Origin of the sequence: Microtetraspora malaysiensis (assembly GCF_050947145.1) — a bacterium.
In the GTDB taxonomy this organism is placed as follows: domain Bacteria; phylum Actinomycetota; class Actinomycetes; order Streptosporangiales; family Streptosporangiaceae; genus Microtetraspora_A; species Microtetraspora_A malaysiensis.
The window spans coordinates 2,534,127-2,557,908 of the sequence record NZ_CP191998.1 but is presented as its reverse complement, the minus strand read 5'-3'; the positions used below and the strand labels follow the sequence as shown (position 1 = coordinate 2,557,908).

The following is a 23,782-nucleotide window of genomic DNA, read 5'->3' as shown; positions in this document are numbered from 1 at the left end:
CCCGCGGTCACCCCTCCCGGCCGAGCCGTACGCGGACCACGAGATCGTGTACGGCCGTGCCCGCGGTGGGGGCGTCCGGCAGCGCCGACGCCTCCCTCGCCTCCTCCAGGGCCGCCGTCAGCTCGAGCACGTCCCCGGCGAGTCGCTCACGGCCCGGGCCGTCCCCGGGCAGCGCGCCGTGCTCGGCCGCGCGCTTGGCCTCCACCAGCTCCGGCAGGTACGGCGGGCCGTACGGCAGCAGGCGGGTCAGATCGGCGACGACCCGGCCGGTTCGCATGAGATGCGCACCGGTCAGCAGCACCCGGAAGGTGTAGAGCAGGGGTTTGAGCTCGCCGGTGCGCTCGAAGAGCCGCCACTGGGTCCGGGCGAAGCCGAGGTAGTGGTGCGCGTGGTGCCGGGTCAGGCAGGCCGGCGCGAGCGCAACCAGCTCCTCGTGGACGGGGGACGACGCCACCACCAGCGGCGACAGGAGCTGCTCCAACACGTAGCCGTTCCTGGTCAGCAGCAGGCGGCAGAACTTGAGCAGGTCGTGGGTGACGAGATCGACCTCGACGCCGTCGCGTTCCCACGACCGGGAAATCGTCTCCTCACCGGTCCGCAGGCCGACCACCTCCTCGGCCGGGAGCGCGTGCGTGCCGCGCAGGTCCACGTCCGAGTCCCGCGAGGGGAAGCCGTACAGATGGGCGCCGCTGACCGTCGCGAAGAGCAGCGGATAGGGCTCGCCGGCGCAGACGTCGGCGAGCCAGGCGGGTGGGACGACGGTCACAGCGCACTCCTGCGCACGTCGATCAGGAACGCCTCGACCGCGGCCCGGTCCGGCTCGGCGGGCAGTGCGGCGGGGCCGCCGCCCCCGGAGAGGTCCGCGACCAGGTCGGCGCGCCACCGCACCACCTCGGGCCAGGGCACCTCGCCGCGGCGGACGGCGAGCAACCGGTCCCGGTGCCCGGACATGTCCAGCAGCGGCTCGCCCTCGCGGACCAGGTGGCGGCCGCTGATCAGCAGCCTGATCATGTGCATGACCTGCTTCCATCTCGGCCGTTCCGGGCTGATCCGGCGGAACTGGGCGTCGGCGTACCGGAGGAAGGTCTCCTCGGCCCGGATCGAGAGGAACGCCTTCCTGATCGCGCGCAGCCGCGCCCCGGTTTCGGTGGCGTGCTCGACGAGCGGCGACCAGAGGCACTCCAGGACCGTGGGATTGGCCCCGAGCGCGAGCACGCAGAACCGCTCGACCTCCCAGGAGAACTCCTCCGGGCGCGGCCCCTCCACGTGGGTGGGCGGCTTGTCCAGGTGCCAGAACATCGGCGTGGGCGGCACGAAGACGCCCCGCCGGTCCACGTCGCTGTCCGCGGTGGCCAGGCCGTACGCGCGCGAACCGACGACCACGGACAGGACGAGGTGCCGGGGCACCAGGTCCTCGCCCCCCGGCCCCGGCCGCTTCCCCGAGAACGTCACAGGCGTGGGTCCACGGGCTCGGATTCCATGGCCAGCACGGCGAAGACCGGCTCGTGGACCCGCCACAGCGGCTCACCCTCCGCGAGCCGGGTGAGCGCCTCCAGGCCGAGCGCGTGCTCCCGCAGCGCCAGCGAGCGCTTCTTGCCGAGGAACCGGCGCCGCAGCACGTCGAGCGACTCGGTGTAGTCCGGGCCGTAGATGATCCGCAGGTACTCGCGCCCGCGCACCTTGAGGCCCGGCTGCACACGGCCGGTGACGACGTCCACCGGCTTGACGACCATGCCCTCGCCGCCGGCCTCGGTCAGCGCCGACCACCACTCGACCGCGTCCGCCCGCTCCCGCTCCGAGTCCAGGGACACGAAGACGTGCCGGGTCGGCGCGAACAGCCGGCCGGCGGTCGCCTCCGGGGACCCGTCCGGCTCGCCGGTCAGCAGCGACAGCGCCTCCAGGTGCCACGAGTGCGGCTCCGTGGCCGCCGTCGCCCGTCCCTCGCAGGCGAGGACCTGGAACGGCGCGAGCCGCACCCCGTCGAGCCCGGACACCGGCCAGCAGTACCGCGCGTACGCGTCGCGGAACCGCGCGGCGTTGTCGAGGCGACGCTGGGTGCCCTCCAGCAGGTCGCCGACGTCGAGGCCGCGCCCGGCCGCCGCGGACAGGACCGCGACCGCGTCGGGCAGCGCGGCCCGCGCCGCCGCCCCGACCGAGGCGTACTGGCGGCGGATCAACTCCTCCGCCTTCGCCGACCAGGGCAGCAGCTCGCAGTCGAGCACCACCCAGTCCGAGACCAGCTCGTCCCAAAGCGGACGCGCCTCCTCGCGCAGCCGGTCGACCAGCTCGCCCATCCGGCCGTCGCCGAAGAACGGCCGCCCGGTGCGCGTGTAGACGGCGCCCGCGCTCCCATCCGTGATCCCGAACCGCTTGGCCGCCACCTCGGGGGTCCGGGCCAGTACGGCGATCGCCCGCGAGCCCATGTGCTTCTCCTCGCACACGACCCGCGTGACCCCGGCCGCGGCGAACTCCTCGAACGCCTCCGCCGGGTGCTCCAGGAAGCCATCGCGCGTGGACGTCTCCGGCGGCGCCATGGTGGGCGGCAGGTAGACCAGCCAGCGGGGGTCGACCGCGAAACGGCTCATGATCTCCAGAGCGGCGGCGGCGTTCTCCTCCCGGACCTTGATCCGCCCGCTGAAGCGCGTGTCCACATAGCGGGTGCCGGACACGTCGCCGATCCGCAGGGCGCCCGGCTCCCGGCCGGCCTTCGGCACGCCGAGCGGCCGCACCGACTCGTACCAGACCCGCTCCGCCGGCACGGAGACCAGCTCGCGCTCCGGGTAGCGCAGCGCGGTCAGCCGCCCGCCGAATACGGCGCCGGTGTCCAGGCAGATCGTGTTGTTGACCCACTCCGGCTCCGGCACCGGCGTGTGGCCGTAGACGACCATCGCCCGGCCCCGGTACTCCTCCGCCCACGGGTAGCGGACCGGCAAGCCGTACTCGTCGGTCTCGCCGGTCGTGTCGCCGTACAGCGCGAACGACCGGACCCGGCCGCTGGCCCGCCCGTGGTAGGCCTCCTTGAGCCCGGCATGCGCGACGACGAGCCGCCCTCCGTCGAGCCGGTAGTGGCTGATGAGGCCGTCCATGAACGCCCTGGCCTCACGCTGGAACTCCTCCGGCTCGGCGGCGAGCTGCTCCAGGGACTCCTTCAGGCCGTGCGCGACCGTGACCTTGCGCCCGCCCAGCGCCCGGACGAGCTTCTGCTCGTGGTTCCCGGAGACGCACAACGCCGTGCCGGCCGCCACCATGCCCATGACGAGGCGCAGCACGCCCGGGGTGTCCGGCCCGCGGTCGACCAGGTCGCCGACGAACACCGCCGTACGCCCCTCGGGGTGGACCGCGCCCGCGGCGCCGACCTGCCAGCCGAGGGCGCGCAGCAGCGCCTCCAGCTCCGACCGGCAGCCGTGCACGTCGCCGATGATGTCGAACGGGCCGGTCAGCTCGGTCTTGTCGGTCCACGCCCGCTCGTACGCGATGACCGCCTGGTCGATCTCGTCCCCGCGCAGGACGTGGACCCGGCGGAAGCCGTCCTTCGACATCCGGGCGAGCGAGCGCCGCAGGTCCTTGTTCTGCCGGACGACCACCCGCGGCCCGAAGTCCCGGTCCGGCCGTACGGCGTTGCGGGCGACGGCCACGCCCTCGGGGACGTCGAGCACGATGGCGTCGGCGAGCACGTCATGGCTCTTCGCCAGCTCGATCAGCTTCTTGCGCGCCTCGTACTGGACGTTCGTGGCGTCCACGACCGTGAGGAGGCCGCGCCGCAGGCGGACCCCGACGATGTGGTGCAGCAGGTCGAACGCTTCCGGGGTGGCGGACTGGTCGTTCTCGTCGTCCGAGACCAGGCCCCGGCAGTAGTCCGACGAGATCACCTGGGTGGGCGCGAAGTGCCGGGCCGCGAAGGTCGACTTCCCGCTGCCGGACACGCCGACGAGCACCACCAGGCCCATCTCCGGGACCTTGATCTCAACCATCGCCCTCGCTCCTCTCCCCCGCCACGCTGAACACCGCCATCTGCGTGGGCGGCCCGACATCCGGGTCGTCCTCTCCCACCGCCCGGAACGCGACCCGGTAGCCGTACCGGTCGGCCACCGCGCGGGCCCACGCGGCGAACTCGGCCCTCGTCCACTCGAACCGGTGGTCCGGGTGGCGCATCGCCCGGCCCTCGCCGAGGAAGTCGTAGCGCACGTTGTACTCGCGGTTGGGCGTGGTCACCACGACGTGCGCGGGCTTCGCCGAGCCGAAGACGACCCGTTCCAGCGCGGGCAGCCGGGGCGGGTCGACGTGCTCGATCACCTCCATGAGGACCGCCGCGTCGTATCCCGCGAACCGGGGGTCGGCGTAGGTGAGCGCGCCCTGGAACAGCTCCAGGCGGGCCCGTTTCGCGTCCGGCATCCGGTCCAGTTTGAGCTTGCGCGCGGCGATGGCGAGCGCCTGCGTGGACACGTCGGCGCCGGCGATCCTGGTGAAGGCCGGTCGCGCCAGCAGCGCCGCCAGCAGCTGGCCCGACCCGCATCCGAGGTCGATCACCGTACGCGCGCCGAGCTCCTCGACGGCGGCGACGACGGCGTCCCTACGCAGGACGTTCAGCGGTACGCGGGCGGCGTCCGGGCCGGTGGCGTCCCCGTCCGGAGTGTCCGAAGCCGCCGAGTCGTGCGGCGCCTCGCCCGCGTGCTCGGTCGTGCGCTCGTCCGGGCCCTCGGCGACGGCCGGGGCCTCCGGGTCGCTCACATCCGCCCCGGTGACGTGATCCGTCCCGGTGACGCCGTCCTCCCGCTCCGGGACGACCTCCTCGTCCACGGGCGGCTCAAGGGCCTCCTCGACGTCGTCGCCGAGCTCGGCCAGCCGGGCGAAGGCGGTGCGCTCCAGCCCCCTGCGGCGGCCGAGGTACCTGCGGGTGATCAGGCCCTTCTCCGGGTGCCCGGCCAGCCAGCCCCCACCCGCCCGGATGAGCTTGTCCACCTCGTCGCCCGCGAGCCAGTAGTGCTTGGCGTCGTCCAGCACCGGGAGCAGCACGTAAAGCTGGTTGAGCGCGTCGGCCAGCCGTACCTCGCCGCGCAGCGCGAGCCGTACGTACCGGGAGTCGCCCCACTCGGGGAACCCCTCGTCGAGCGGCACGGCCTCCGCCGCGACCTCCCACCCGAGCGGTTCGAACAGCCGGTGGGCGAGCGCCGCGCCGCCGCGGCACGGCAGCGCGGGCAGGCGGATCTCCAGCGGCAGCGGCGCCGCCGCCAGTTCTGGCCTGGCGGCGCAGCGCCCCGCCCGAGCCGTACGGAAGACGTCCGCGAGCGCCACCGCGAGCAGTGACGAGGCGGCGTACGGACGGTCGTTGACGTACTGGCCCAGGCTGAAGTCGGGCGCGGTCTTCCCGCGAGAGCGGGCGAGCCGGATTGCATCGACGTCCAGCAGCAGCGCCGCCGTGCAGCGCCGCTCCGTCGCCTCCGGATAGAAGACCCGGGCCGTGCCGAACGACTGGGCGAACTCCTGCACCCGATCGGGGTGCTTGTGCAGGAGGAAGCCGAGATCGGTCGCCGGGCGGGACGTCACGGAGGAAACGGTCGAGATCGTGAGAAGCACGGATCAAGCATTCCGCACCGTCTCCCGCGCTTTCCACCGGTTTGCCGCATCTCCACGACGCCCGCGCCCGATCCCCAGGACCGGCTGCCCGGACAAGGGCGCCGATCCGGGCGCGGACGTCACACGTGCGGCATGACCTCGGCGGCGATCAGTTCCAGGTGGTCGAGGTCGGTGGGGTCCAGGATCTGGAGATACATCCGCTCCGCGCCGAGCTCCGCGAACCGGCCGATCTTCTCCACGACCTCGGCGGGCGTCCCGGCGAGGCCGCCCGCGCGCAGCGACGCCACGTCCTGGTCCATCGCCGCGGCCCGCCGGGCGATCTCGGCCTCATCGCGGCCGACGCACACCGTCTGCGCGGCGGAGTAGACCATGGACTCGCGCCCGGCCGCCTCGCACGCCGCACGCACCCGCCCGAACGCCTGCCGGGTCTCGTCCGGCGTCCGGAACGGCAGGTTGAACTCGTCCGCGAACCGGGCGGCCAGCCGAGGAGTGCGGCGGGCTCCGCCGCCGCCGATGATGATGGGCGGCCGGGGCCGCTGCGCGGGCTTGGGCAGCGCCGGGGACTCCTCCACGCGATAGTGCGCACCCTCGAAGGAGTACGGCTTGGTCGCCCCCCAGAGCCCGGTGATGATCTCAAGCTGCTCTTCGAACCGGTCGAAGCGCTCGCCCATCGGCGGGAACGGGATGCCGTACGCGGTGTGCTCGGCCTCGAACCAGCCGGTGCCGAGGCCCAGCTCGACCCGGCCGCCGCTCATCTGGTCGACCTGGGCGACGCTGATGGCGAGGGGGCCGGGCAGCCGGAAGGTCACCGGCGTGACGAGCGTGCCCAGCCGGATGCGCGAGGTCTCCCTGGCCAGACCGGCGAGGGTCACCCAGGCGTCCGTCGAGCCGGGGCCGGGGTCGCCGGGGCGGATGCGCAGGTAGTGGTCGGAGCGGAAGAACGCGTCGAACCCCAGCCGCTCCGTGGCCTGCGCCACGGCGAGCAGATCGTCGTACGTCACGCCCTCTTGCGGCTCGGTGAAGATCCTCAGCTTCATCCGGCCATTATCTCCCCGGCCACTCCGGCGTGGTTGATATGGTCCACACATCGTGCGCGTAACGTAGTCGCAATATGACTCCAGGTGGTGAACGCGTGGATTCCACCCGAGGTGAGCGCGAGCCGGGGACGCCTCCGCGCCCCCTGGTCGCTCTGGCCGCCGTTGCCCTGGCCGCCGGCACCGGATACGTCATGTGGCTGCTGCCCGCCAAGGCACTCCCCGACATGCCGGCCTCCGTCCCGGTCTCCGCCGCCACTCCCGCTCCCGGCGTCGCCGCCGCGGCGCCCAGCCCCGCCGCGACCGCCCCCGTGCCCGCGGTGAGCGCCGGCGCGGCCACCTGGCCCCCGTCCCGGCCGGTTACGCCGATCCGGGTGGGGGCGCGGACCGGCGGCCCCGCCGGCTACGTCGTCTTCGTGGACGCGGTGCGCGAACCCGGCTTCGACCTGGCGGAGGCGGCCCGCCGGACCGGCGCCGGCTGGTACGTTCTCGGCCATCTCACCTCCGGGCCGGACGGCTGCACGCCGCGCTGGGGCGGCGTCACCGAGCAGGGCCGGAACCCCGTCGCGAACCGCCTCGGGCCGCTCCGCGCGCAGGGCGGGGACGCCGGGATCGCGTTCGGCGGCCCCTCGGGGCAGGAGCTCGCGCAGACCTGCCCCGAGCCGGACCGGCTGCTCGCCGCCTACCGCCGGGTGATCGGGGCCTTCGACCCCGCCGTCATCGACTTCGAGGTGCGTGATTCGGCCGACGCGGCGACGACCGCCCGGCGGGCGGCGGCGCTCGGTCTGCTGCAGCAGGAGGCCGCGACCACCGGGCGACCGCTCGCCGTCACCTTCACGCTTCCCGCCGCGGAGTCGGGCCTGTCCGCCGACGACGCCGCCATGCTGCGCGCCGTACGCGCCGCGGGGGTGGAGATCCGCGCCGTCAACCTGCTCGTGCCCCTCCGTACGGGCGCGTCCGGCAACCTGCACCGGCTGGCGGTGGCGGCCCGTGCCGTACAGGCCCAGTTCGGGGATGTGCTGGGCCTGACCGGGCGGGCGGCGTGGCAGCGGATCGCACTCGCCCCGGTGCTGACCTCCCCCGCGGACCTCGGCGGCGGTCGGGCGCGGCGGCTGGCCGGCTTCCGCGCGCGCAACGACCTCGCCTGGGTCTCGGTCCGGGGTGCCCGGCCGAGCGACGAGGTGAGCCGGATCCTGGGCGCCGCCGGATCCTGATCGCCGGGCCGCTGTTTCAATGGGGAGATGGACGCACGACGGTTGCTGGAGGAGGCGCGGGTGGCCCGGCTGGCCACGGTGAGCGGCGTCGGCGTCCCCCACATGGTGCCCGTCACGTTCGCGCTCACCGGGGACACGATCGTCACGGCCGTCGACCACAAGCCGAAGAGCACGACACGCCTGCGCCGCCTGCGGAACATCGAGGAGAACCCGAACGTGTGCGTGCTGGCCGACCACTACTCCGACGACTGGATCGAGCTGTGGTGGGTCCGGGCGGACGGGTTCGCCACGGTCGTCGAGGATGACGCGGAGCGGACGCCCGCCCTGGCCCCCCTCGTCGCCAAGTACGCCCAGTACCAGGAGCGGCCGCCCGCCGGTCCCGTCATCCTGATCCAGGTCACCTCCTGGCACTCCTGGTCGTACGCGGAGAAATAGCCCGTCATCCTGCTTGCCGAGGCCGTCCCTCCGGGGCGGACCGGTCGGGACGCCCGACGCGATGACGCCCCGCTCCGCGGCGGCGGAACGGGGCGACGCGGGCGGTGCCGAGATCAGGCGCGAGCCGGGGACATCTTGCGGGCCATCTGGACGAACTCGTGGCACGCGTTCGCGCACTTCTGCATCATCGGGTCGCCGTCGCTCATGGACATCGCCATCTCGGCGCACTTGTCCGCGGCCCGGGCGCACAGCGACGCCATCTCCATGGCCATCGGCGACTGGCGCATCATCATGTCGCCGCAGATGCGGGTCATGTCGGAGCAGTCCATCAGGGCGCCCATCATCGCCATGTCGGCGTGCTTGCCGCCCCGCTGGAGACAGTGGGTCATGGTCTGCTCACAGGAGCTGTGCACCTCCATGCACTTGTCGATGCATCGCTGCATCTCCGCCGTGATCTTTCCTTCTTGCTTCATGCTTCCCCCCGTGATCGTGACCGCCCGGCCGACCGGGCCGTGTCGTATGTCTGCGGAGGAGGAGATTCCCCACCCCGAACGGAGAGATGTACCGATTTCCCTAATTTGATCACTATTTGCGAGGGATCTATAACCGTCCGGCGTCAACCCTTGACCGGCAGCCCACGCCCGCCCGACGGCGGGACCTTTCGGTATATAGATAGATTTCGTCACTTTCGAGTGAACAGACATCACCCTGGGTAGTCATGCGGTGCCTGGCGCGACTGGTGGCCGGGCCGGTGCTCGAAGGGGGATGGCCGCCCGCGCGAGCGTTCGCCGCCCCTTCACGGCCGCCAGGAGTGCCATGTCGCATACCACGGTTGACGTCCAGACCGCCTATGGTCCGGTGTCGGGGCTGATCGAGGACGGGATCTCTACCTTCCGCGGCATCCCCTACGCAGCCGCCCCCGTCGGGCCGAACAGGTTCGGCCGACCCGTGTCACCCGAGCCATGGAGGACGGTGCGGGACGCGCACGAGTTCGGCCCGACCCCGCCGCAGCCGGTCCTCAGGGGGAAGCTCGGCGAGCTGTTCCACAACCCGGTCGTCCCGGGGGACGGCTACCTCAACCTGAACGTGTGGAGTCCAGGCGTCCACGGTGACGCACCGGTGCTGGTGTGGATCCACGGTGGCGCGTTCACCACCGGCTCCTCCGCGGTGACCGCCTACGACGGCGCCACCTTCGCCCGCGACGGCGTGGTCTGCGTCACCATCAACTACCGCCTCGGCGTGGACGGCTTCGCCTACATCGACGACGCGCCCGTCCCGGCCAACCGTGGCCTGCTCGACCAGATCTTCGCCTTGGAATGGGTGCGGGACAACATCGCCAACTTCGGCGGGGACCCGAACAACGTCACCGTGGCCGGAGAGTCCGCGGGCGCGATGAGCGTGCTGACCCTGCTCTCCCTCGACCAGGGCCTGTTCCACCAGGCCATCGTTGAAAGCGGTAGCGCGCACATCGGCCAGACCCGCGAGGACGCCGCCCTGGTCACCGCCGCCATCGCCGCACGCCTGGGTGTCGAACCGACCGCCCAGGCCCTCGCCTCGGTGGACATCGCCGACCTGGTCTCGGCGCAGGACAAGGTGGCCGACGACGTCACCACCACTGCCGATCCGCAGCAGTACGGAGCGAGCACCATCGCCTCGTGCGGGATGTCGCTCATGCCGGTGATCGACGGCAATGTGGTGCCGCGACTGCCGATCGACGCCATCGCCGAGGGACGGGGCGCTGATGTGCCGCTGCTGATCGGCACCACCGTCGAGGAGTTCCGGCTCTTCGTCGTCCCCACGTTCATGGTGGCCTGGCCCGGCGCGAAGCCGTTCCGGACCAGGACCGAGGTCTACGGTGTCCCGGCCGGGTTCTACGACCGCTACGCCGAGACCAACAGCGAGCCCTACGCCCGCAACGCGCCCTCCGGCATCGCCTGCGCGGCACTGACCGACCGCATGTTCCGCATCCCCACCTACCGCGTCGCCGAGGCCCGCGCCGATGCGGCTACCACCCATGTGTTCGAGTTCGGCTGGCGCTCACCCACCACACCCAACGCCCTGCGGGTCAAGCTCGGCGCCTGCCACAGCCTGCCGCTGCCCTTCGCCTGGGACACACTCGACAACCCCGACAGCCAGGAGTTCACCGGACCGAACCCGCCCCAAGATCTCGCGGATGCTCTGCACGGACGCTGGGTCGAGTTCATCAAGACCGGTGATCTCGCCGGATGGACTCCCTACAACACCACCGAACGCCCGGTGATGACCTTCTATCGCGACAACAAGCCGGGCGAGGCCATCGTCTCCGACCCGCGCCGGGACGAGCGTGAGCTCTGGAAGGACGAGCTCAACCCGAGCTGACCAGTACGACAGCACGCTGCCGACCCCGATGCGCGCGGTGCGCGCCCGGGGCCGGCAGCGACGCCGTCTTGAGCTGAAGCCACCCTCGCCGGAGTGCCCGGTCTGCCTGTTTACTCTTTGACCAGGAGCGCGACGCACTCCACGTGATGGGTCATCGGGTACTGGTCGAACGCCCTCAGGTCCGCCAGGCGGTAGCCGTACGGGGCGAACCACGCGATGTCCCGGGACATGGTGGCCGGGTCGCAGGAGACGTAGACGATCCGGGGGGCGTCCAGCGTGGCCACCCGGTCCACCACGGACCGTCCGAGCCCCGCGCGCGGCGGGTCCACGACGACGAGGTCGGCCCGCTCGATCTCCAGCCGGTCGAGCGCCTCCTCGACCTTGCCCCGCTCGGTGACGGCCTGCGGCAGGTCCCGCAGGTTCCACCGGGCGTCCTGCACGGCCTGCGGGTCCGACTCGACGCCCAGCACCGCGCCCTCCGGCCCCACCGCCTCGGCGAGCCCCGCCGCGAACAGGCCGACGCCGCAGTACAGGTCGAGCGCCCACTCCCCCGCCTTCGGACGGGCGAAGTCGAGCACGGCGTCGAGGAGCGTCGCGGCCGCACCGGGGTGCACCTGCCAGAATCCGCTCGCGGTGACCCGGAAGTCCCGGTCGCCGACGCGCTCGGTCATCGAGGCCCGGCCGTGCAGCGCGCGCGTCCCCCGCTTGCCCTCGTCGATCAGGACCGCGGCGTCGACGTCGGGCAGGGACACCCTCCTGCCGGGCTTCGGGGTGACGATCACGGCGTGGTCGCCGCCGGAGGCGGCCACCACCTCGACGCCCGCCGCCCCGCGCCAGGTGAGTGCCTCCACGCCGACCTCCTCGACCGCCGGATGGGCGATCGCGCAGCGGTCCACGCGTTCGACGTCATGGGAGCGGTGGCGGCGCAGGCCGATGGAACCGTCCCGGTCGACGGCGAACTGGACGCGCGTCCGCCAGCCGAGCCCGCCCGCCGATCCGGGCACCTCCTCGACCGTGACCTGGCGCTCGACGCCCGCGAGCCGGGCGAGCTGCTCTTCGACGACGGCCGCCTTGAGCCGGCGCTGGGCCTCGGGCGACGCGTGCTGCCAGTCGCAGCCGCCACAACGCCCCGGACCGCTGAACGGGCAGGGCGGGGTCACCCGATCCGGCGACGCCTCCAGGATCTCGACCGCGTCCGCGCGCAGGAACCGCGCCGTTTCCTCGGTGACCTCCGCGATCACGCGCTCGCCGGGCAACGCGTGCCGTACGAACACGACCCGGCCCTCATGGCGGGCCACGCACCAGCCGCCGTTCGCGACCTGACCCACCGTCAGTTCGATCGCCATCGTGCTCCCCCCGCCGATCACATCTCGGCTCATGCCTTGTTATCGCCCTTCTTCACATCGCCGTGCGAACGTCGTACCGCGCCGGGCGCGAACGCCTCGGGACGCCCCTTGAGCCGGTCGGAGGAGGCGAGCTGCCACGGCACGCTGGTGACCATCACTCCGGGCTTGAAGAGCAGCCGCCCCTTCAGCCGCAGCGCGCTCTGGTTGTGCAGCAGGTGCTCCCACCAGCGGCCCACGACGTACTCCGGGATGTACACGGTCACGACGTCGCGGGGCGACTTGCGGCGCAGCGACTTGACGTAGTCGAGCACCGGCCCGGTGATTTCCCGGTAGGGCGAGTCGAGGATCTTCAACGGCACCGGGATGCCGCGCTGGTCCCACTCCTCCTGGAGCTTGGCCGCCTCGGCGGCGTCCACGCCGACCGTGACCGCCTCCAGTGTGGACGGCCGGGTGGCCCGGGCGTACGCGAGAGCGCGCAGCGTCGGCTTGTGGATCTTGGACACGAGCACGATGGAGTGGTTGCGCGCGGGCAGCAACGTCTCGTCGATCTCGCCCTCGGGCGCGGCCAGCTCCTCGGCCACCCGGTCGTAGTGGTGGCGGATGCCCTTCATCATCAGGAACAGCACCGGCATGGCGATGCAGACGATCCACGCGCCGTGGGTGAACTTCGTGAGCAGGACGACGGCCAGCACGATGCCGGTCATGACGCCGCCGAACCCGTTGATGATCCGGGAGCGGTGCATGCGGAAGCGCGCCCTGGCATCGGTCTCGGTCTTCAGATGCCGGGTCCAGTGCCGGACCATGCCGATCTGGCTGAGCGTGAACGACACGAAGACGCCGACGATGTACAGGTTGAGCAGCTTGCTGACGTCGGCCTGGAACGCCCAGATGAGCAGGCAGGCCCCGGCGGCGAGCAGGATGATGCCGTTGCTGAAGGCCAGCCGGTCGCCGCGGGTGTGGAGCTGGCGCGGCAGGTACCGGTCCTGGGCGAGGATCGAGGCGAGCACGGGGAAGCCGTTGAACGCGGTGTTCGCAGCCAGGAACAGGATGAGCGCGGTCACCGCGGCGATCCCGATGAACAGGATCGAGCCGTCGCCGAACACGGCGGACGCGACCTGCGCGATGATCGGCTGCTGGTAGTAGCCCGGCCCGGCCGGACGGCCGTTGATCAGGATGTCCCTGGCGACGTTCGCCGGCTCGGTCAGCTTCACCCCGGACTTGAGGCCGAGGTAGATGATGCCGCTGAACATGACGACCGCGATGACGCCCATCATGAGCAGCGTGGTCGCCGCGTTCTTGCTCTTGGGCTTGCGGAACGCGGGCACGCCGTTGCTGATCGCCTCGACGCCGGTCAGGGCGGCGCAGCCGGACGAGAACGCGCGCAGCACCAGGAACGCCATCGCGAACCCGGCGATGTCGGCCTGTTCCGCCACGATCGTGTAGTCGGCGGTGGGAGCGCGCAGCTCGTCCCCGAGCACGATCAGCCGGAACAGCCCCCAGAACACCATGCCGATCACCGCGAACATGAACGCGTACGTCGGGACGGCGAACGCCACGCCCGACTCGCGAAGGCCGCGCAGATTCATGATGGTCAGCAGGACGACGATCGCGATCGCCACCAACGGCCGGTTCTCGGCGACGAAGGGCACGGTGGCGCCCACGTAGTCGGCGCCGTTGGCCACGGAGACCGCGACCGTCAGGACGTAGTCCACGAGGAGGGCGCTGGCCACCGTGAGACCGGCGCTCGGCCCGAGGTTGGTGGTCGCCACCTCATAGTCGCCGCCGCCGCTCGGATAGGCGTGGACGTTCTGCCGGTAGGAGGCCACCACGGTCAGCATGACCAGCACGACGCCCGCGGCCACCCACGGGCTGAAGCTGTAGAACGCCGCCCCGCCCAGCGAGAGGATGACGAGAATCTCCTGCGGCGCGTACGCGACAGAGGACAGCGCGTCACTGGCGAAAACCGGAAGTGCAACGCGTTTGGGAAGCAACTGGTCATGGAGTTGCGTGCTGCGAAGCGCACGCCCCACCAGGAGCCGCTTGACGAGGTCCGTCACCTTTGACACGACTGTCGATGCTAGTCCTTCACCTCGGCTCCCCGCGCACCCGGCGTCCGCTGTGGGAGACATACTGTGCTCGAAGGAGACCGCCTCTACCCAACGGCGGGAGAGCATGCATATCGTGATCATGGGATGCGGTCGGGTCGGATCGACTCTTGCCCACATCCTGGAGGACAGCGGCCACTCGGTCGCGATCATCGACCGTGACCCGCAGGCCTTCCGTAGGCTGCGTGCGGGCTTCCGCGGCCGCAGGGTCACCGGGGTCGGATTCGACCGTGACGTCCTGGAGGAGGCGGGACTGGCGACGGCGTCCGCCTTCGTCGCGGTGAGCAGCGGCGACAACTCCAACATCATCTCCGCGCGAGTGGCCCGCGAGACCTTCGGCGTGGACAACGTGGTCGCCCGCATCTACGACCCCCGGCGGGCCGAGGTCTACCAGCGCCTCGGCATCCCGACCGTGGCGACGGTCCGCTGGACCGCCGACCAGATCCTGCGCCGGGTCCTCCCGGAGGGCACCGAGCCCCTCTGGCGCGACCCCACCGGGACGGTGATCCTGGCCGAGATGGCGTTCAACACCGGCTGGATCGGGACCCGAACCCGCAGGGTCGAGGAGGCCACGGGCGGCCGGGTCGCCTTCATCAACCGCATGGGGGAGTCCCTGGTGCCCAAGGACGACACCGTCATCCAGGACGGCGACATCCTGCACGTCATCGCCGCGGAGAACGACATGGACCGGATCAACAAGGTGCTGACCGCCGCACCGTCCGAGAGTGAGCACTGATGCGCGTCACCATCGCGGGCGCGGGCGCCGTCGGGCGCTCCATCGCCGCCGAACTCCTGGAGAACGGCCATGAGGTCCTTCTCATGGACGTCGACCCACGGGCCATCAAGATCGACAGCGTGCCGCGGGCGGAGTGGCTTCTCGCCGACGCCTGCGAGATCTCCTCGCTCGACGAGGCGGGGCTGAACGGCTGCCAGGTCGTGATCGCGGCCTCCGGCGACGACAAGGTCAACCTGGTCGTCTCCCTGCTCGCCAAGACCGAGTACGGCGTGCCGCGGGTCGTCGCCCGGATCAACCACCCCAAGAACGAGTGGTTGTTCAACGAGTCCTGGGGCGTCGACGTGGCGGTCTCGACGCCGCGCCTGCTGTCGGCGCTGGTCGAGGAGGCGGTCAGCGTGGGCGACCTCGTCCGGCTGATGACCTTCCGTCAGGGCCAGGCGAACCTGGTCGAGCTCACCCTGGCCGAGGACGCGCCCGTGGTGGGCCAGCGGGCCGGCTCGGTGCCGTGGCCGGTGGACGCGGCGCTGGTCGCGATCCTGCGCGAGGGCCGCGTCCTGGTCCCCTCCGCGGACGACCCGCTGGAGGCGGGCGACGAGTTGCTCTTCGTGGCCAATCAGGACGTCGAGCACGAGTTGGCCGAGCTGCTGTCGGGGCGCTGAGCCCCGGCGCCGCCGCGGCCCCTGGGGCGCGCTCGTGACGGGCCGCCCCAGGCCCCGCTCTCAACCGGCGGGTCTCAGCCGGCCGTGCTCTGGAGCGGCGTACGGCCCCGGGCGAGCACCCAGACCATGGCGGCCAGCCCGGCGACCTGGAGTGGCCAGCCCAGTGCGATCTTGGTGACGCCGAGCGTGACCACCTGGTCGAACATGTACAGCGGGAGCTGCACCAGCACGCGGACCAGGCAGGGCAGCATCAGCAGCCAGGTGAGCTTGGAGCAGAGCCGCACCATGCCGGGGTCCTTGCGCCACGCCGTCGGGTCCCCCGTCACCGAGCCGATGAGGAAGCCCACCACCGGCCATCGGGTCACGATCGACACCAGCATGGCCCCGGCGTACGCGGCGTTGTAGAGGATGCCGGGCAGGAAGTAGTCCTTCGCGTCGCCGCTGCGGGTGGCGAAGAACGCGCCGACGGCGATGCCGACGAGGCTGTTGATCACGAACTGCGGCGTGCTGCGCTGCAGGAGCCGCACCAGCAGCAGGACCACCGCGGCGGCGACGCTGACGATCAGCGAGGGCTTGAGCTGGTTGGTGCTCACCCACATCACGGTGAAGGCGATCGTTGGCACCGCCGCCTCGACGATCCCTCTCGCGCCGCCGAGCGCCCTGCCGAGCTGGGCCCGAAGGGCGGCCTCGACAGTGTCGTGGGCGGCGTGCGTCGCCGTGACGTCCGCTGCACTCATGAATCCTCCTCGCGTCGCGACCGGCACATCCGGCCGCGCGGCGCGTCACTCGCGTCGGCCCGCCGGGCGAGCGCGCTCACGCGCGCTCCCAGCTGATCACTGCCCTCCGGCGGGGCGCAGCTCGTACCGTGGGTTGAACATGACCTTACGGCCGTCCTGAACGCTGATCAGGCCCTCGGCGCGGACCACGCGGCCCGGCTCAATGCCGACGATCTTGCGGCGGCCGAGCCAGACCAGATCGATCACGTCGGATCCGTCGTACAGCTCCGCCTCCAGGGCGGGTGCCCCGCCCCGAGGCCGAAGCGTGACGGTCCGTAGCGTACCTGCGACGCAGGAGCGCTGCCGCTCCGCGCAGGAGGCGATGGGTGTCGCGCCGTGCCGCCCGAGGTCCTCGCGGAGTTCTTCGGCCTCCAACTCGGCCTGGGTACTGGTCAGCCGCTGGAAGAACCCGCGCAGTCGGCCCTTCTTCACCGGCTCCGCCGTGCTCATCGATCGTTCACCGTCTCCTCGCGGGCCCCGCGGGCCGCTTCGCCGCCGGGGACGCTCCCACCTCGTGGGGCGCCCTCCCGGAACTCCGCGCGCTCACCGAGCTCGCTCCGTGTCCATGCAATCCCAAGCGTAGGCGATGGGAGGCGGCGAAGCGCGGTCCGGGTTTCACCGGATCTCGGAGATCTCCGGACCCCGCTCGAACGGCCGGAACTCCTCGGGCGAGGGCTCCTGCTCCATGGCGTGCCTGGCCTCCGAGGGCAGTCGCAGCTCGATGGGCTCGCGCGGCGCCATCGGCTCGTCGCCGCGGACGACGACGATGTCGCGGACGACCCCTTCGAGGGTCGCCGCCGCGTCCGCGTCGAGCGCGGCCCGGCCGCTCAACGCCGCCCGCAGCAGCCAGCGCGGCCCGTCCACGCCGATGTAACGCACCGGCTGCGGCTCCTGGCCCTCCGCCGGGACCCGCGCGGCCAGCTCCGTGCCGAAGGGCCCCTCGCGCTCCTCGGTGCTGCCGCCCAGGGCGGCCACCTCGCGGGCCAGCTCCGCCCGGACCTCGTCCCAGATGCCACTGCGCTTCGGCGCGGCGAACGCCTGCACCTGCAGGGCGCTCTCCTCGACGAGGACGACGGCACCGACGATGCTGTCGCCCGAGACGGTGAGCTGGACCTCGAACCCGGGGCCGACGGGCAGGAGCAGACCTCCCAGGTCGACCCGCTCGCTCTCGGGATGGCCCTCGTCGGCGTCCCATGGACCTGATTCGCGCGCGGGAGCGGCGAGCTCCCTCTCGGGGACGGACCGTGCCGTCTCCTCCTCCGCGCGCCGGCGGCGTCCGAACACGTCGTTCACACTCCTTAGGACCTGTGCTCGCCTTTGATCAACGACCGGTGGAGCCGAACCCGTTCGCCCCGCGTACGGAACCGGGCAGCCGTTCCACCTCGTGGAAGGATGCCCTCTCCACCCGCTGGATGACCAGCTGGGCGACGCGGTCGCCGCGCTTGAGCCGGGCGGCTTCCTTGGTGTCGGTGTTGAGGAGGGTGACCTTGATCTCGCCGCGATACCCCGCGTCGACCGTGCCCGGCGCGTTCACCAGCGTGACGCCGTACTTGGACGCGAGCCCCGAGCGGGGATGCACGAAAGCGGCGTACCCGTCCGGGAGGGCGATGGCCACCCCGGTGCCGACCACGGCCCGCTCCCCCGGCAGCAACTCGACATCCGTGACGGCGTACAGGTCGGCCCCGGCGTCGCCGGGGTGCGCGTAGCCGGGAAGCGGGAGCCCCGTGTCGAGACGGTGGATCAGCACCTCAACATTCATGAGCCAGAACACTACCCGTTGCGCTGGGGAGATACCGCCTCTCCGGTGGCCGGCGGCTCCTGCGTGGAGCGTTCCCCGGAGTCGCTTTCCTCCGGGTGGTGCGGCGGTGACTTCGGAGGCTGCTGCGGCGCCTGCGTGGAGCGCTCCTCCGGCTCGTTTCCCTCCGGGTGCAGCGGCGGTGACTCCGGGGGCGCCGCCGCCGCGGGCGCGGGCGCGGGCGGCTCGCGGCGCAGCAGCTCCTGCAGCACGCGGTAGATGACCGCGGACACCGGGACCGCCACCGCCGCCCCGGCGATCCCGGAAATCACGCCGCCGACGCCCAGCACCAGGATGATCGCCAAGGGGTGGAACTCCACCGCGCGGCCGACGATGAGCGGCTGCAGGACGTGGTTCTCCAGCTGCTGCTCGACGATGAGGATGCCGACGAAGATCACGGCGGCCAGCCAGCCCTGCGAGCCGAACGTCACGAGCGTGCCGACGAGGCCCGCGAAGAGGATGCCGACGATCGGGATGAAGCTCGATATGAAGACCAGCACCGCGATCGGCGCCCACAGCGGCACGCCCAGCACGGCCAGGGTGGCGCCGATGACGATGCCGTGGATCGCGGAGATCGCGACGGTGCCCTGGACGTAGTGGGAGAGCGTCCGCCAGGCGGAGCGGCCGGCGCGGTCCACCCGGGGCGCCGCGCCGCCGAACGCGCGCAGGAACCAGTTCCAGATGCGGTCGCCGTCCTTGAGGAAGAAGAACGTCACGAAGAACATCAGCACGATGCCGGCGAGCACCTCGATCACGGCGGTGGCCCCGGTGATGACCGTGCCGGTGATCTGGCCGCGCCGCTCGGTGAGCTGTTTCGTCAGCTCGTCGACGACGCCGGTGATCTGGGACTCCTTCAGCTGGAAGGGCCCGTGGATCAGCCAGTCCTGCACCTCGTGCGAGGTCTTGGCGATCTGGTCGATGAGCCGCGGCGCCTCCTCGTTGGCCCGGACGCCGATCAGGAAACCGATGCCGACGATGACCGCGAAGAAGAGCAGCATCGTGAGCCAGGTGGCGTATATCGGCCGCATCACGTGGCGCAGCCGTCCGGTGACCGGATAGAGCAGCGCCGTCAGCAGGAAGGCCACCGCGACCGGCAACGCGATGATGCCGACGCGGCCGATGATCTGCCAGAAGAAGTAGATCACCACGCCGAGCACGATCAGGCAGGCACCCCACACGGCCAGTGTGAGCAGCGTGGGGGGCACGTGAAGGGTGCGACGTTGCTTTTCCGGGATCACAACGTCCAGCCTGACACGTCACCCCCCGATGCGCGCAGCCGAATATTCATCCGACGACGAACATCGCGCCATGTCACCCCGCGAGTGTGACGGACACCACCTGCTCGTCTCCGGCCGCGTCGAGGACGAACTCCTCGACGTTGCCCGCCGCGCACAGGTCATCCTGCGCGGGCCGGACGAGCCGGGCGTCCGGGCCGGACACGGCGAGCCGAGAGACCTCCGCCCGCATGGACAGCTTGGCCTCGGACTTGGCCTTGCGCACCCGGCGCAGCACCTCGGCCACGGCGCCGAGCACGGCCGGGTCGCCCCCGTCCGCGACCACGGCGTCGATCTCGGACGGCGTCGGCCAGGCGGCGCGGTGCACGGAACCGCCCCGCCACCACGACCAGACCTCCTCCGTCACGAACGGCAGGAACGGCGCGAAGAGCCGCAGCAGCACGCCGAGCGCGAGCCGCAGCGCCGTGACGGCCGAGGCGTTCCCGTCGTAGGCGCGGGCCTTGACCAGCTCCAGGTAGTCGTCGCACAGCTCCCAGAAGAAGCGCTCCGTGCGTTCGAGCGCCCGGGTGTAGTCGTACTCCTCGAACGCCTCGGTGGCCTCCGCCACGACCGCGCGCAACGCGGCCAGCATGGACAGGTCGAGCGCTTCGGTGACCCGCTCCTCGCCCGACGGGACCTCGCCGAAGCCGAGCACGAAACGGGAGGCGTTCAGGATCTTGATGGCCAGCCGGCGGCCGATCTTGATCTGCCCGGTGTCGAACGCGGTGTCCGTGCCGGGCCGGCCGTTCGCCGCCCAGTAGCGCACCGCGTCCGAGCCGTACTGCTCCAGCAGGGCGAGGGGCGTGACCACGTTGCCCTTGGACTTGGACATCTTCTTGCGGTCGGGGTCGAGGATCCAGCCGGAGATCGCCGCGTGCTTCCAGGGGAGGCCGCCGTGCTCCAGGTGCGCCCTGACGACCGTGGAGAACAGCCAGGTCCGGATGATCTCGTGGGCCTGCGGGCGCAGGTCCATGGGGTAGACCCGGCGGAACAGATCGTCGTCGCGCTCCCAGCCGGCCGCGATCTGCGGCGACAGCGACGAGGTCGCCCAGGTGTCCATCACGTCGGGGTCTCCGACGAAGCCGAGCGGCTTGCCGCGCATGTCCTCGGTGAAGCCCGGGGGCACGTCGATGGACGGGTCCACGGGCAGGGACGCCTCGCCGGCCGGGATCGGCGCGTCGTAGACGGGCTGCCCGTCGCGGTCCAGCGGGTACCAGACGGGGATCGGCACGCCGAAGAAGCGCTGCCGGGAGATGAGCCAGTCGCCGGCCAGCCCCTCGACCCAGTTGTCGTATCTGACCCGCATGTGCGGCGGGTGCCAGCGCAGCTCCGTGCCGCGGTCGAGCAGGGCGAGGCGCAGCTCGACGTCACGTCCGCCGTTGCGGATGTACCACTGGCGGGTGGTGACGATCTCCAGCGGCCGGTCGCCCTTCTCGTAGAACTTCACCGGGCGCTCGATCTTGCGCGGGTCGCCGTCCAGGTGGCCCGACTCGGTCAGCATCTCCACGATCCGCTCGCGGGCGCTGTGCACGGTCTTGCCGGCCAGCTCCTTGTACGGCTCGGCGGGCACGCCGTCCGGCGGGTCGGCCAGCAGGCGGCCGTCCCAGCCGATGATGGGACGGGTGGGCAGGTCGAGCTCGCGCCACCAGGTGACGTCGGTGACGTCGCCGAACGTGCAGATCATGGCGATGCCCGAGCCCTTGTCCGGCTCGGCGAGATGATGGCCGAGGACCGGCACCTCGACGCCGAAGATCGGCGTGCGCACGGTGCTGCCGAACAGCGGACGGTAGCGCTCGTCGTCGGGGTGCGCGACCAGGGCGACGCAGGCGGGGATCAGCTCGGGGCGGGTCGTCTCGATCCACACCCGGTCGCCGAAGCCCTGCTCGCGCTGCTCGGGCGACAACTCGAACCCGATGCGGTGGAAGGCGCCGGGCCATTCCCGGTCTTCCAGCTCGGCCTGGGCCACGGCGGTGCGGAACGTCACGTCCCACAGCGTGGGCGCCTCGGACAGGTAGGCCTCGCCGCGGGCAAGGTTGCGCAGGAACGCCCGCTGGGAGGCCACCCGCGCCCGCTCACCGATCGTGGCGTACGTCAGGGACCAGTCCACGGACAGGCCGAGACGGCGCCACAGCTCCTCGAACGCCTTCTCGTCCTCGGCGGTGAGCCGCTCGCACAGCTCGATGAAGTTCTTCCTGGACACCGGGACCTGCCCCTTGGCGCCCTTGCCCCCGCTCGCCGGCGGCTGGAAGTCCGGGTCGTACGGCAGCGAGGGGTCGCAGCGGACGCCGAAGTGGTTCTGCACGCGACGCTCAGTGGGGAGGCCGTTGTCGTCCCAGCCCATGGGGTAGAAGACCTCGCGCCCACTCATCCGCTGGTATCGGGCGACCGTGTCGGTGTGGGTGTAGGAGAAGACATGCCCGACGTGGAGCGAGCCGGAGACCGTGGGCGGTGGCGTGTCGATCGAGTAGATCTCGTCGCGGGTGCGGGACCGGTCGAAGCGGTAGGTGGCGTCCGCCTCCCAGCGCGCTACCCATACCGCCTCGAGTCCATCCAGAGTGGGTTTCTCGGGCATGGCGGCGGTGCGCAGTGGCTGTTCGGTCATGCCGACTAATGGTATGGCGTCAGCGGGCGCGCCGTACCGAGAGACTAGGGTCGTTACCGAGGAGGAATCATGGCGGAAATCACGCACGCCGGCCACGAATCAGGCGCGGCGGAAAAGCCCGATATGACATGGAAGATCGTTGGCGGCCTGGTGGGCCTCGGCGTGGGCTTCGCCTCGCGCAAGGTGCTCACGTTCGCCTGGCAGAAGACGACCGGGAAGAAGCCTCCGGCCAGCGCGGACTCATTGGACATCAGCCTGGGTGAGGCCATCGCCTACGCCGTGGTGATGGGGTTGGGCATGGAGGTGGCCCGCATCGTCGCGATGCGCGCCGCGGCCAAGAAGTGGCACTCGTGGAAGTCTGAGACCGAGACCAAGCTCTGACCGTCAGCCGTTCTCCAGCGCGGTGAGGAAGTCCCCCGCCCACTTGTCGACGTCGTGGGTGGCCACCCGGCGCCGCAGCGAGCGCATCCTCCGGGCCAGCTCGTGCGGCGTCGCGCGCATCGCGGCCAACATCGCCCGCTTCATCCCGTCGATGTCGTACGGGTTGACCAGGTAGGCCTGGCGCAGCTCGTCGGCGGCCCCGGCGAACTCGCTGAGCACGAGGGCCCCGCGCAGGTCGTAGCGGCAGGAGACGTACTCCTTGGCCACCAGGTTCATGCCGTCGCGCAGCGGGGTGACGACCATGACGTCGGCGGCGCGGTAGAGCGCGGCCAGCTCGTTCTTGTCATACGACTGGTGCAGGTAGTTGATGGGCTGGCGGCCGAGCATGCCGTACTCGCCGTTGATCCGGCCGACCCGCAACTCGATGTCGTTGCGCAGCCGGATGTACTCGGCGACCCGCTCGCGGGTGGGGGTGGCGACCTGCACGAACGCCGCCTCCCCCGGCTGGATCGCGCCGTCGCCGAGCAGCTCGCCGAACGCCTTGAGCCGCTGGCCGATGCCCTTGGTGTAGTCGAGCCGGTCGACGCCGAGCAGCACGTGCTCGGGGTCGCCGAGCTCGGCCCGGATCTCCTTGGCCCGGGCGAGGATATGCGGCTCACGGACGAGCTGGTCCAGCTCGCCGAAGTCGACCGAGATGGGGAACGCCTCGGCCCGGACGGTGCGGCCCTCGACCTGCAGCTCGTTCCGGTGGTTCTGCAGGCCGAGGAGGCGGCGGCAGAGCCGGACGAAGTTGGAGGCGCCGCCGGGCCGCTGGAACCCGACCAGGTCGGCACCGAGCAGGCCCTCGAGGATCTCCCTGCGCCACGGGAGCTGCCAGAACAGCTCGGCCGGCGGGAAGGGGATGTGCAGGAAGAAGCCGATGCGCAGGTCGGGACGGAGCCGGCGCAGCATGGCGGGGACGAGCTGGAGCTGGTAGTCCTGCACCCAGACGACCGCGCCGGGCGCCGCGGCGTCGGCGGCGGCGCGGGCGAACCGGTCGTTGACCGCGCGGTAGGCGTCCCACAGCACCCGTGAGTAGACCGGCGTCGCGACGACGTCGTGGTAGAGGGGCCAGAGGGTCGCGTTGGAGAAGCCCTCGTAGTAGAGCTCCACCTCCAGGGCGGAGAGCGGCACGGGGATCAGGTGCATCCCGTCGTGGTCGAACGGCTTCAGCTCCTCGCCACCGGCGCCGGTCCACCCGAGCCACGCTCCGTCGCGCCGCTGCATCACCGGCGCGATCGCCGTCACCAGGCCGCCCGGACTGCGCCGCCACTCGGACTCGCCTACCCGGTCGACCGGCAGCCGGTTCGCGACAATCAGAAACGAGCTGGTGCCATCCATTGAGCCCTCCGGAGATCGTCCCCACTACGCCGAGCCCCCGCAGGACAACCATACGAAAGGCCACTCATACCGCCCATACCCGCCACGAAGTGCACAATTCATTTGGGTACGTG

General features: G+C 71.5%; 21 protein-coding genes. 6 read left to right on the top strand and 15 right to left on the bottom strand.

The features are described 5' to 3' along the window. Nucleotides 1–7: 7 nt before the first annotated feature. The 5 genes from ACQP1V_RS12320 to ACQP1V_RS12300 form a co-directional block, all read right to left on the bottom strand. Entirely contained in the window at nt 8–766 is a 759-nt protein-coding gene (locus ACQP1V_RS12320) for a nucleotidyltransferase domain-containing protein (RefSeq protein WP_433422151.1), read from the bottom strand. Then, entirely contained in the window at nt 763–1,452 is a 690-nt protein-coding gene (locus ACQP1V_RS12315) for a nucleotidyltransferase domain-containing protein (protein WP_433422148.1), read from the bottom strand. Before ACQP1V_RS12315 ends, ACQP1V_RS12320 begins: the two co-directional genes overlap by 4 nt. Then, nucleotides 1,449–3,971: a polynucleotide kinase-phosphatase gene (locus ACQP1V_RS12310; RefSeq protein ID WP_387414894.1), complete on the bottom strand. Its 2,523-nt coding sequence runs from the start codon at nt 3,969–3,971 to the stop codon at nt 1,449–1,451. Before ACQP1V_RS12310 ends, ACQP1V_RS12315 begins: the two co-directional genes overlap by 4 nt. Further along, nucleotides 3,964–5,574: a 3' terminal RNA ribose 2'-O-methyltransferase Hen1 gene (locus tag ACQP1V_RS12305; RefSeq protein ID WP_433422145.1), complete on the bottom strand. Its 1,611-nt coding sequence runs from the start codon at nt 5,572–5,574 to the stop codon at nt 3,964–3,966. Before ACQP1V_RS12305 ends, ACQP1V_RS12310 begins: the two co-directional genes overlap by 8 nt. Before the next feature lie 119 nt (nt 5,575–5,693). Next, the gene (locus ACQP1V_RS12300) at nt 5,694–6,611 is read right to left on the bottom strand and encodes an LLM class F420-dependent oxidoreductase (protein ID WP_433422142.1); all 918 of its coding nucleotides are present in this window, start codon (nt 6,609–6,611) and stop codon (nt 5,694–5,696) included. A gap of 95 nt (nt 6,612–6,706) precedes the next feature. Here ACQP1V_RS12300 and ACQP1V_RS12295 point away from each other — a divergent pair, with 95 nt between their 5' ends. Both ACQP1V_RS12295 and ACQP1V_RS12290 read left to right on the top strand, forming a co-directional pair. Continuing rightward, nucleotides 6,707–7,822 (top strand): hypothetical protein, encoded by a 1,116-nt coding sequence (locus tag ACQP1V_RS12295; RefSeq protein WP_433422139.1) that lies wholly within the window; start codon nt 6,707–6,709, stop codon nt 7,820–7,822. A 27-nt stretch (nt 7,823–7,849) separates the two neighbouring features. Next, nucleotides 7,850–8,257, top strand: coding sequence for a TIGR03668 family PPOX class F420-dependent oxidoreductase (locus ACQP1V_RS12290; protein ID WP_387414900.1), 408 nt, complete (start codon nt 7,850–7,852; stop codon nt 8,255–8,257). Between the two features lie 113 nt (nt 8,258–8,370). On the opposite strand, the gene ACQP1V_RS12285 is transcribed toward ACQP1V_RS12290, so the two are convergent. Continuing rightward, nucleotides 8,371–8,730: a four-helix bundle copper-binding protein gene (locus tag ACQP1V_RS12285; RefSeq protein ID WP_387414902.1), complete on the bottom strand. Its 360-nt coding sequence runs from the start codon at nt 8,728–8,730 to the stop codon at nt 8,371–8,373. A gap of 343 nt (nt 8,731–9,073) precedes the next feature. Here ACQP1V_RS12285 and ACQP1V_RS12280 point away from each other — a divergent pair, with 343 nt between their 5' ends. Next, nucleotides 9,074–10,615: a carboxylesterase/lipase family protein gene (locus ACQP1V_RS12280; protein ID WP_433422134.1), complete on the top strand. Its 1,542-nt coding sequence runs from the start codon at nt 9,074–9,076 to the stop codon at nt 10,613–10,615. Nucleotides 10,616–10,725: 110 nt separating this feature from the next. On the opposite strand, the gene ACQP1V_RS12275 is transcribed toward ACQP1V_RS12280, so the two are convergent. Together ACQP1V_RS12275 and ACQP1V_RS12270 are read right to left on the bottom strand one after the other, a co-directional pair. After that, nucleotides 10,726–11,961 (bottom strand): class I SAM-dependent RNA methyltransferase, encoded by a 1,236-nt coding sequence (locus ACQP1V_RS12275; protein ID WP_433422131.1) that lies wholly within the window; start codon nt 11,959–11,961, stop codon nt 10,726–10,728. Between the two features lie 29 nt (nt 11,962–11,990). After that, entirely contained in the window at nt 11,991–14,027 is a 2,037-nt protein-coding gene (locus ACQP1V_RS12270; protein ID WP_433422128.1) for an APC family permease, read from the bottom strand. 106 nt (nt 14,028–14,133) lie between these two features. On the opposite strand from ACQP1V_RS12270, the gene ACQP1V_RS12265 reads away from it, so the two are divergent. Beyond that, nucleotides 14,134–14,802: a potassium channel family protein gene (locus ACQP1V_RS12265; protein WP_433422125.1), complete on the top strand. Its 669-nt coding sequence runs from the start codon at nt 14,134–14,136 to the stop codon at nt 14,800–14,802. Continuing rightward, nucleotides 14,802–15,461, top strand: a complete 660-nt coding sequence (locus ACQP1V_RS12260; RefSeq protein ID WP_066939368.1) for a potassium channel family protein — start codon at nt 14,802–14,804, stop codon at nt 15,459–15,461. Before ACQP1V_RS12265 ends, ACQP1V_RS12260 begins: the two co-directional genes overlap by 1 nt. Nucleotides 15,462–15,535: 74 nt before the next feature. Here ACQP1V_RS12260 and ACQP1V_RS12255 read toward each other — a convergent pair whose 3' ends face one another. From ACQP1V_RS12255 to valS, 6 genes are all read right to left on the bottom strand, one after another. Further along, on the bottom strand, nt 15,536–16,198 hold the full coding sequence (locus ACQP1V_RS12255) for a DUF3159 domain-containing protein (protein ID WP_387414912.1): 663 nt from the start codon (nt 16,196–16,198) through the stop codon (nt 15,536–15,538). A 96-nt stretch (nt 16,199–16,294) separates the two neighbouring features. Beyond that, nucleotides 16,295–16,687 (bottom strand): OB-fold nucleic acid binding domain-containing protein, encoded by a 393-nt coding sequence (locus tag ACQP1V_RS12250; RefSeq protein WP_067131149.1) that lies wholly within the window; start codon nt 16,685–16,687, stop codon nt 16,295–16,297. 165 nt (nt 16,688–16,852) lie between these two features. Beyond that, nucleotides 16,853–17,530, bottom strand: coding sequence for a DUF3710 domain-containing protein (locus tag ACQP1V_RS12245; RefSeq protein WP_433422122.1), 678 nt, complete (start codon nt 17,528–17,530; stop codon nt 16,853–16,855). Nucleotides 17,531–17,558: 28 nt separating this feature from the next. After that, complete coding sequence (gene dut, locus ACQP1V_RS12240; RefSeq protein WP_067131589.1) at nt 17,559–17,996, bottom strand: dUTP diphosphatase; 438 nt, start codon at nt 17,994–17,996, stop codon at nt 17,559–17,561. 11 nt (nt 17,997–18,007) lie between these two features. Next, entirely contained in the window at nt 18,008–19,237 is a 1,230-nt protein-coding gene (locus ACQP1V_RS12235) for an AI-2E family transporter (protein WP_433422119.1), read from the bottom strand. Nucleotides 19,238–19,343: 106 nt separating this feature from the next. Beyond that, entirely contained in the window at nt 19,344–21,908 is a 2,565-nt protein-coding gene (valS, locus tag ACQP1V_RS12230) for a valine--tRNA ligase (RefSeq protein WP_433422116.1), read from the bottom strand. A 69-nt stretch (nt 21,909–21,977) separates the two neighbouring features. Between valS and ACQP1V_RS12225 the strand changes: the two genes are divergently transcribed. Further along, the gene (locus ACQP1V_RS12225) at nt 21,978–22,289 is read left to right on the top strand and encodes a DUF4235 domain-containing protein (protein ID WP_067131145.1); all 312 of its coding nucleotides are present in this window, start codon (nt 21,978–21,980) and stop codon (nt 22,287–22,289) included. Between the two features lie 3 nt (nt 22,290–22,292). Here the strand turns inward: ACQP1V_RS12225 and ACQP1V_RS12220 are convergent, their stop codons facing one another. Then, nucleotides 22,293–23,669 carry an alpha,alpha-trehalose-phosphate synthase (UDP-forming) gene (locus ACQP1V_RS12220; RefSeq protein ID WP_433422113.1) on the bottom strand — a complete coding sequence of 459 codons (1,377 nt, stop codon included), beginning with the start codon at nt 23,667–23,669 and terminating at the stop codon, nt 22,293–22,295. Nucleotides 23,670–23,782 lie beyond the last annotated feature (113 nt).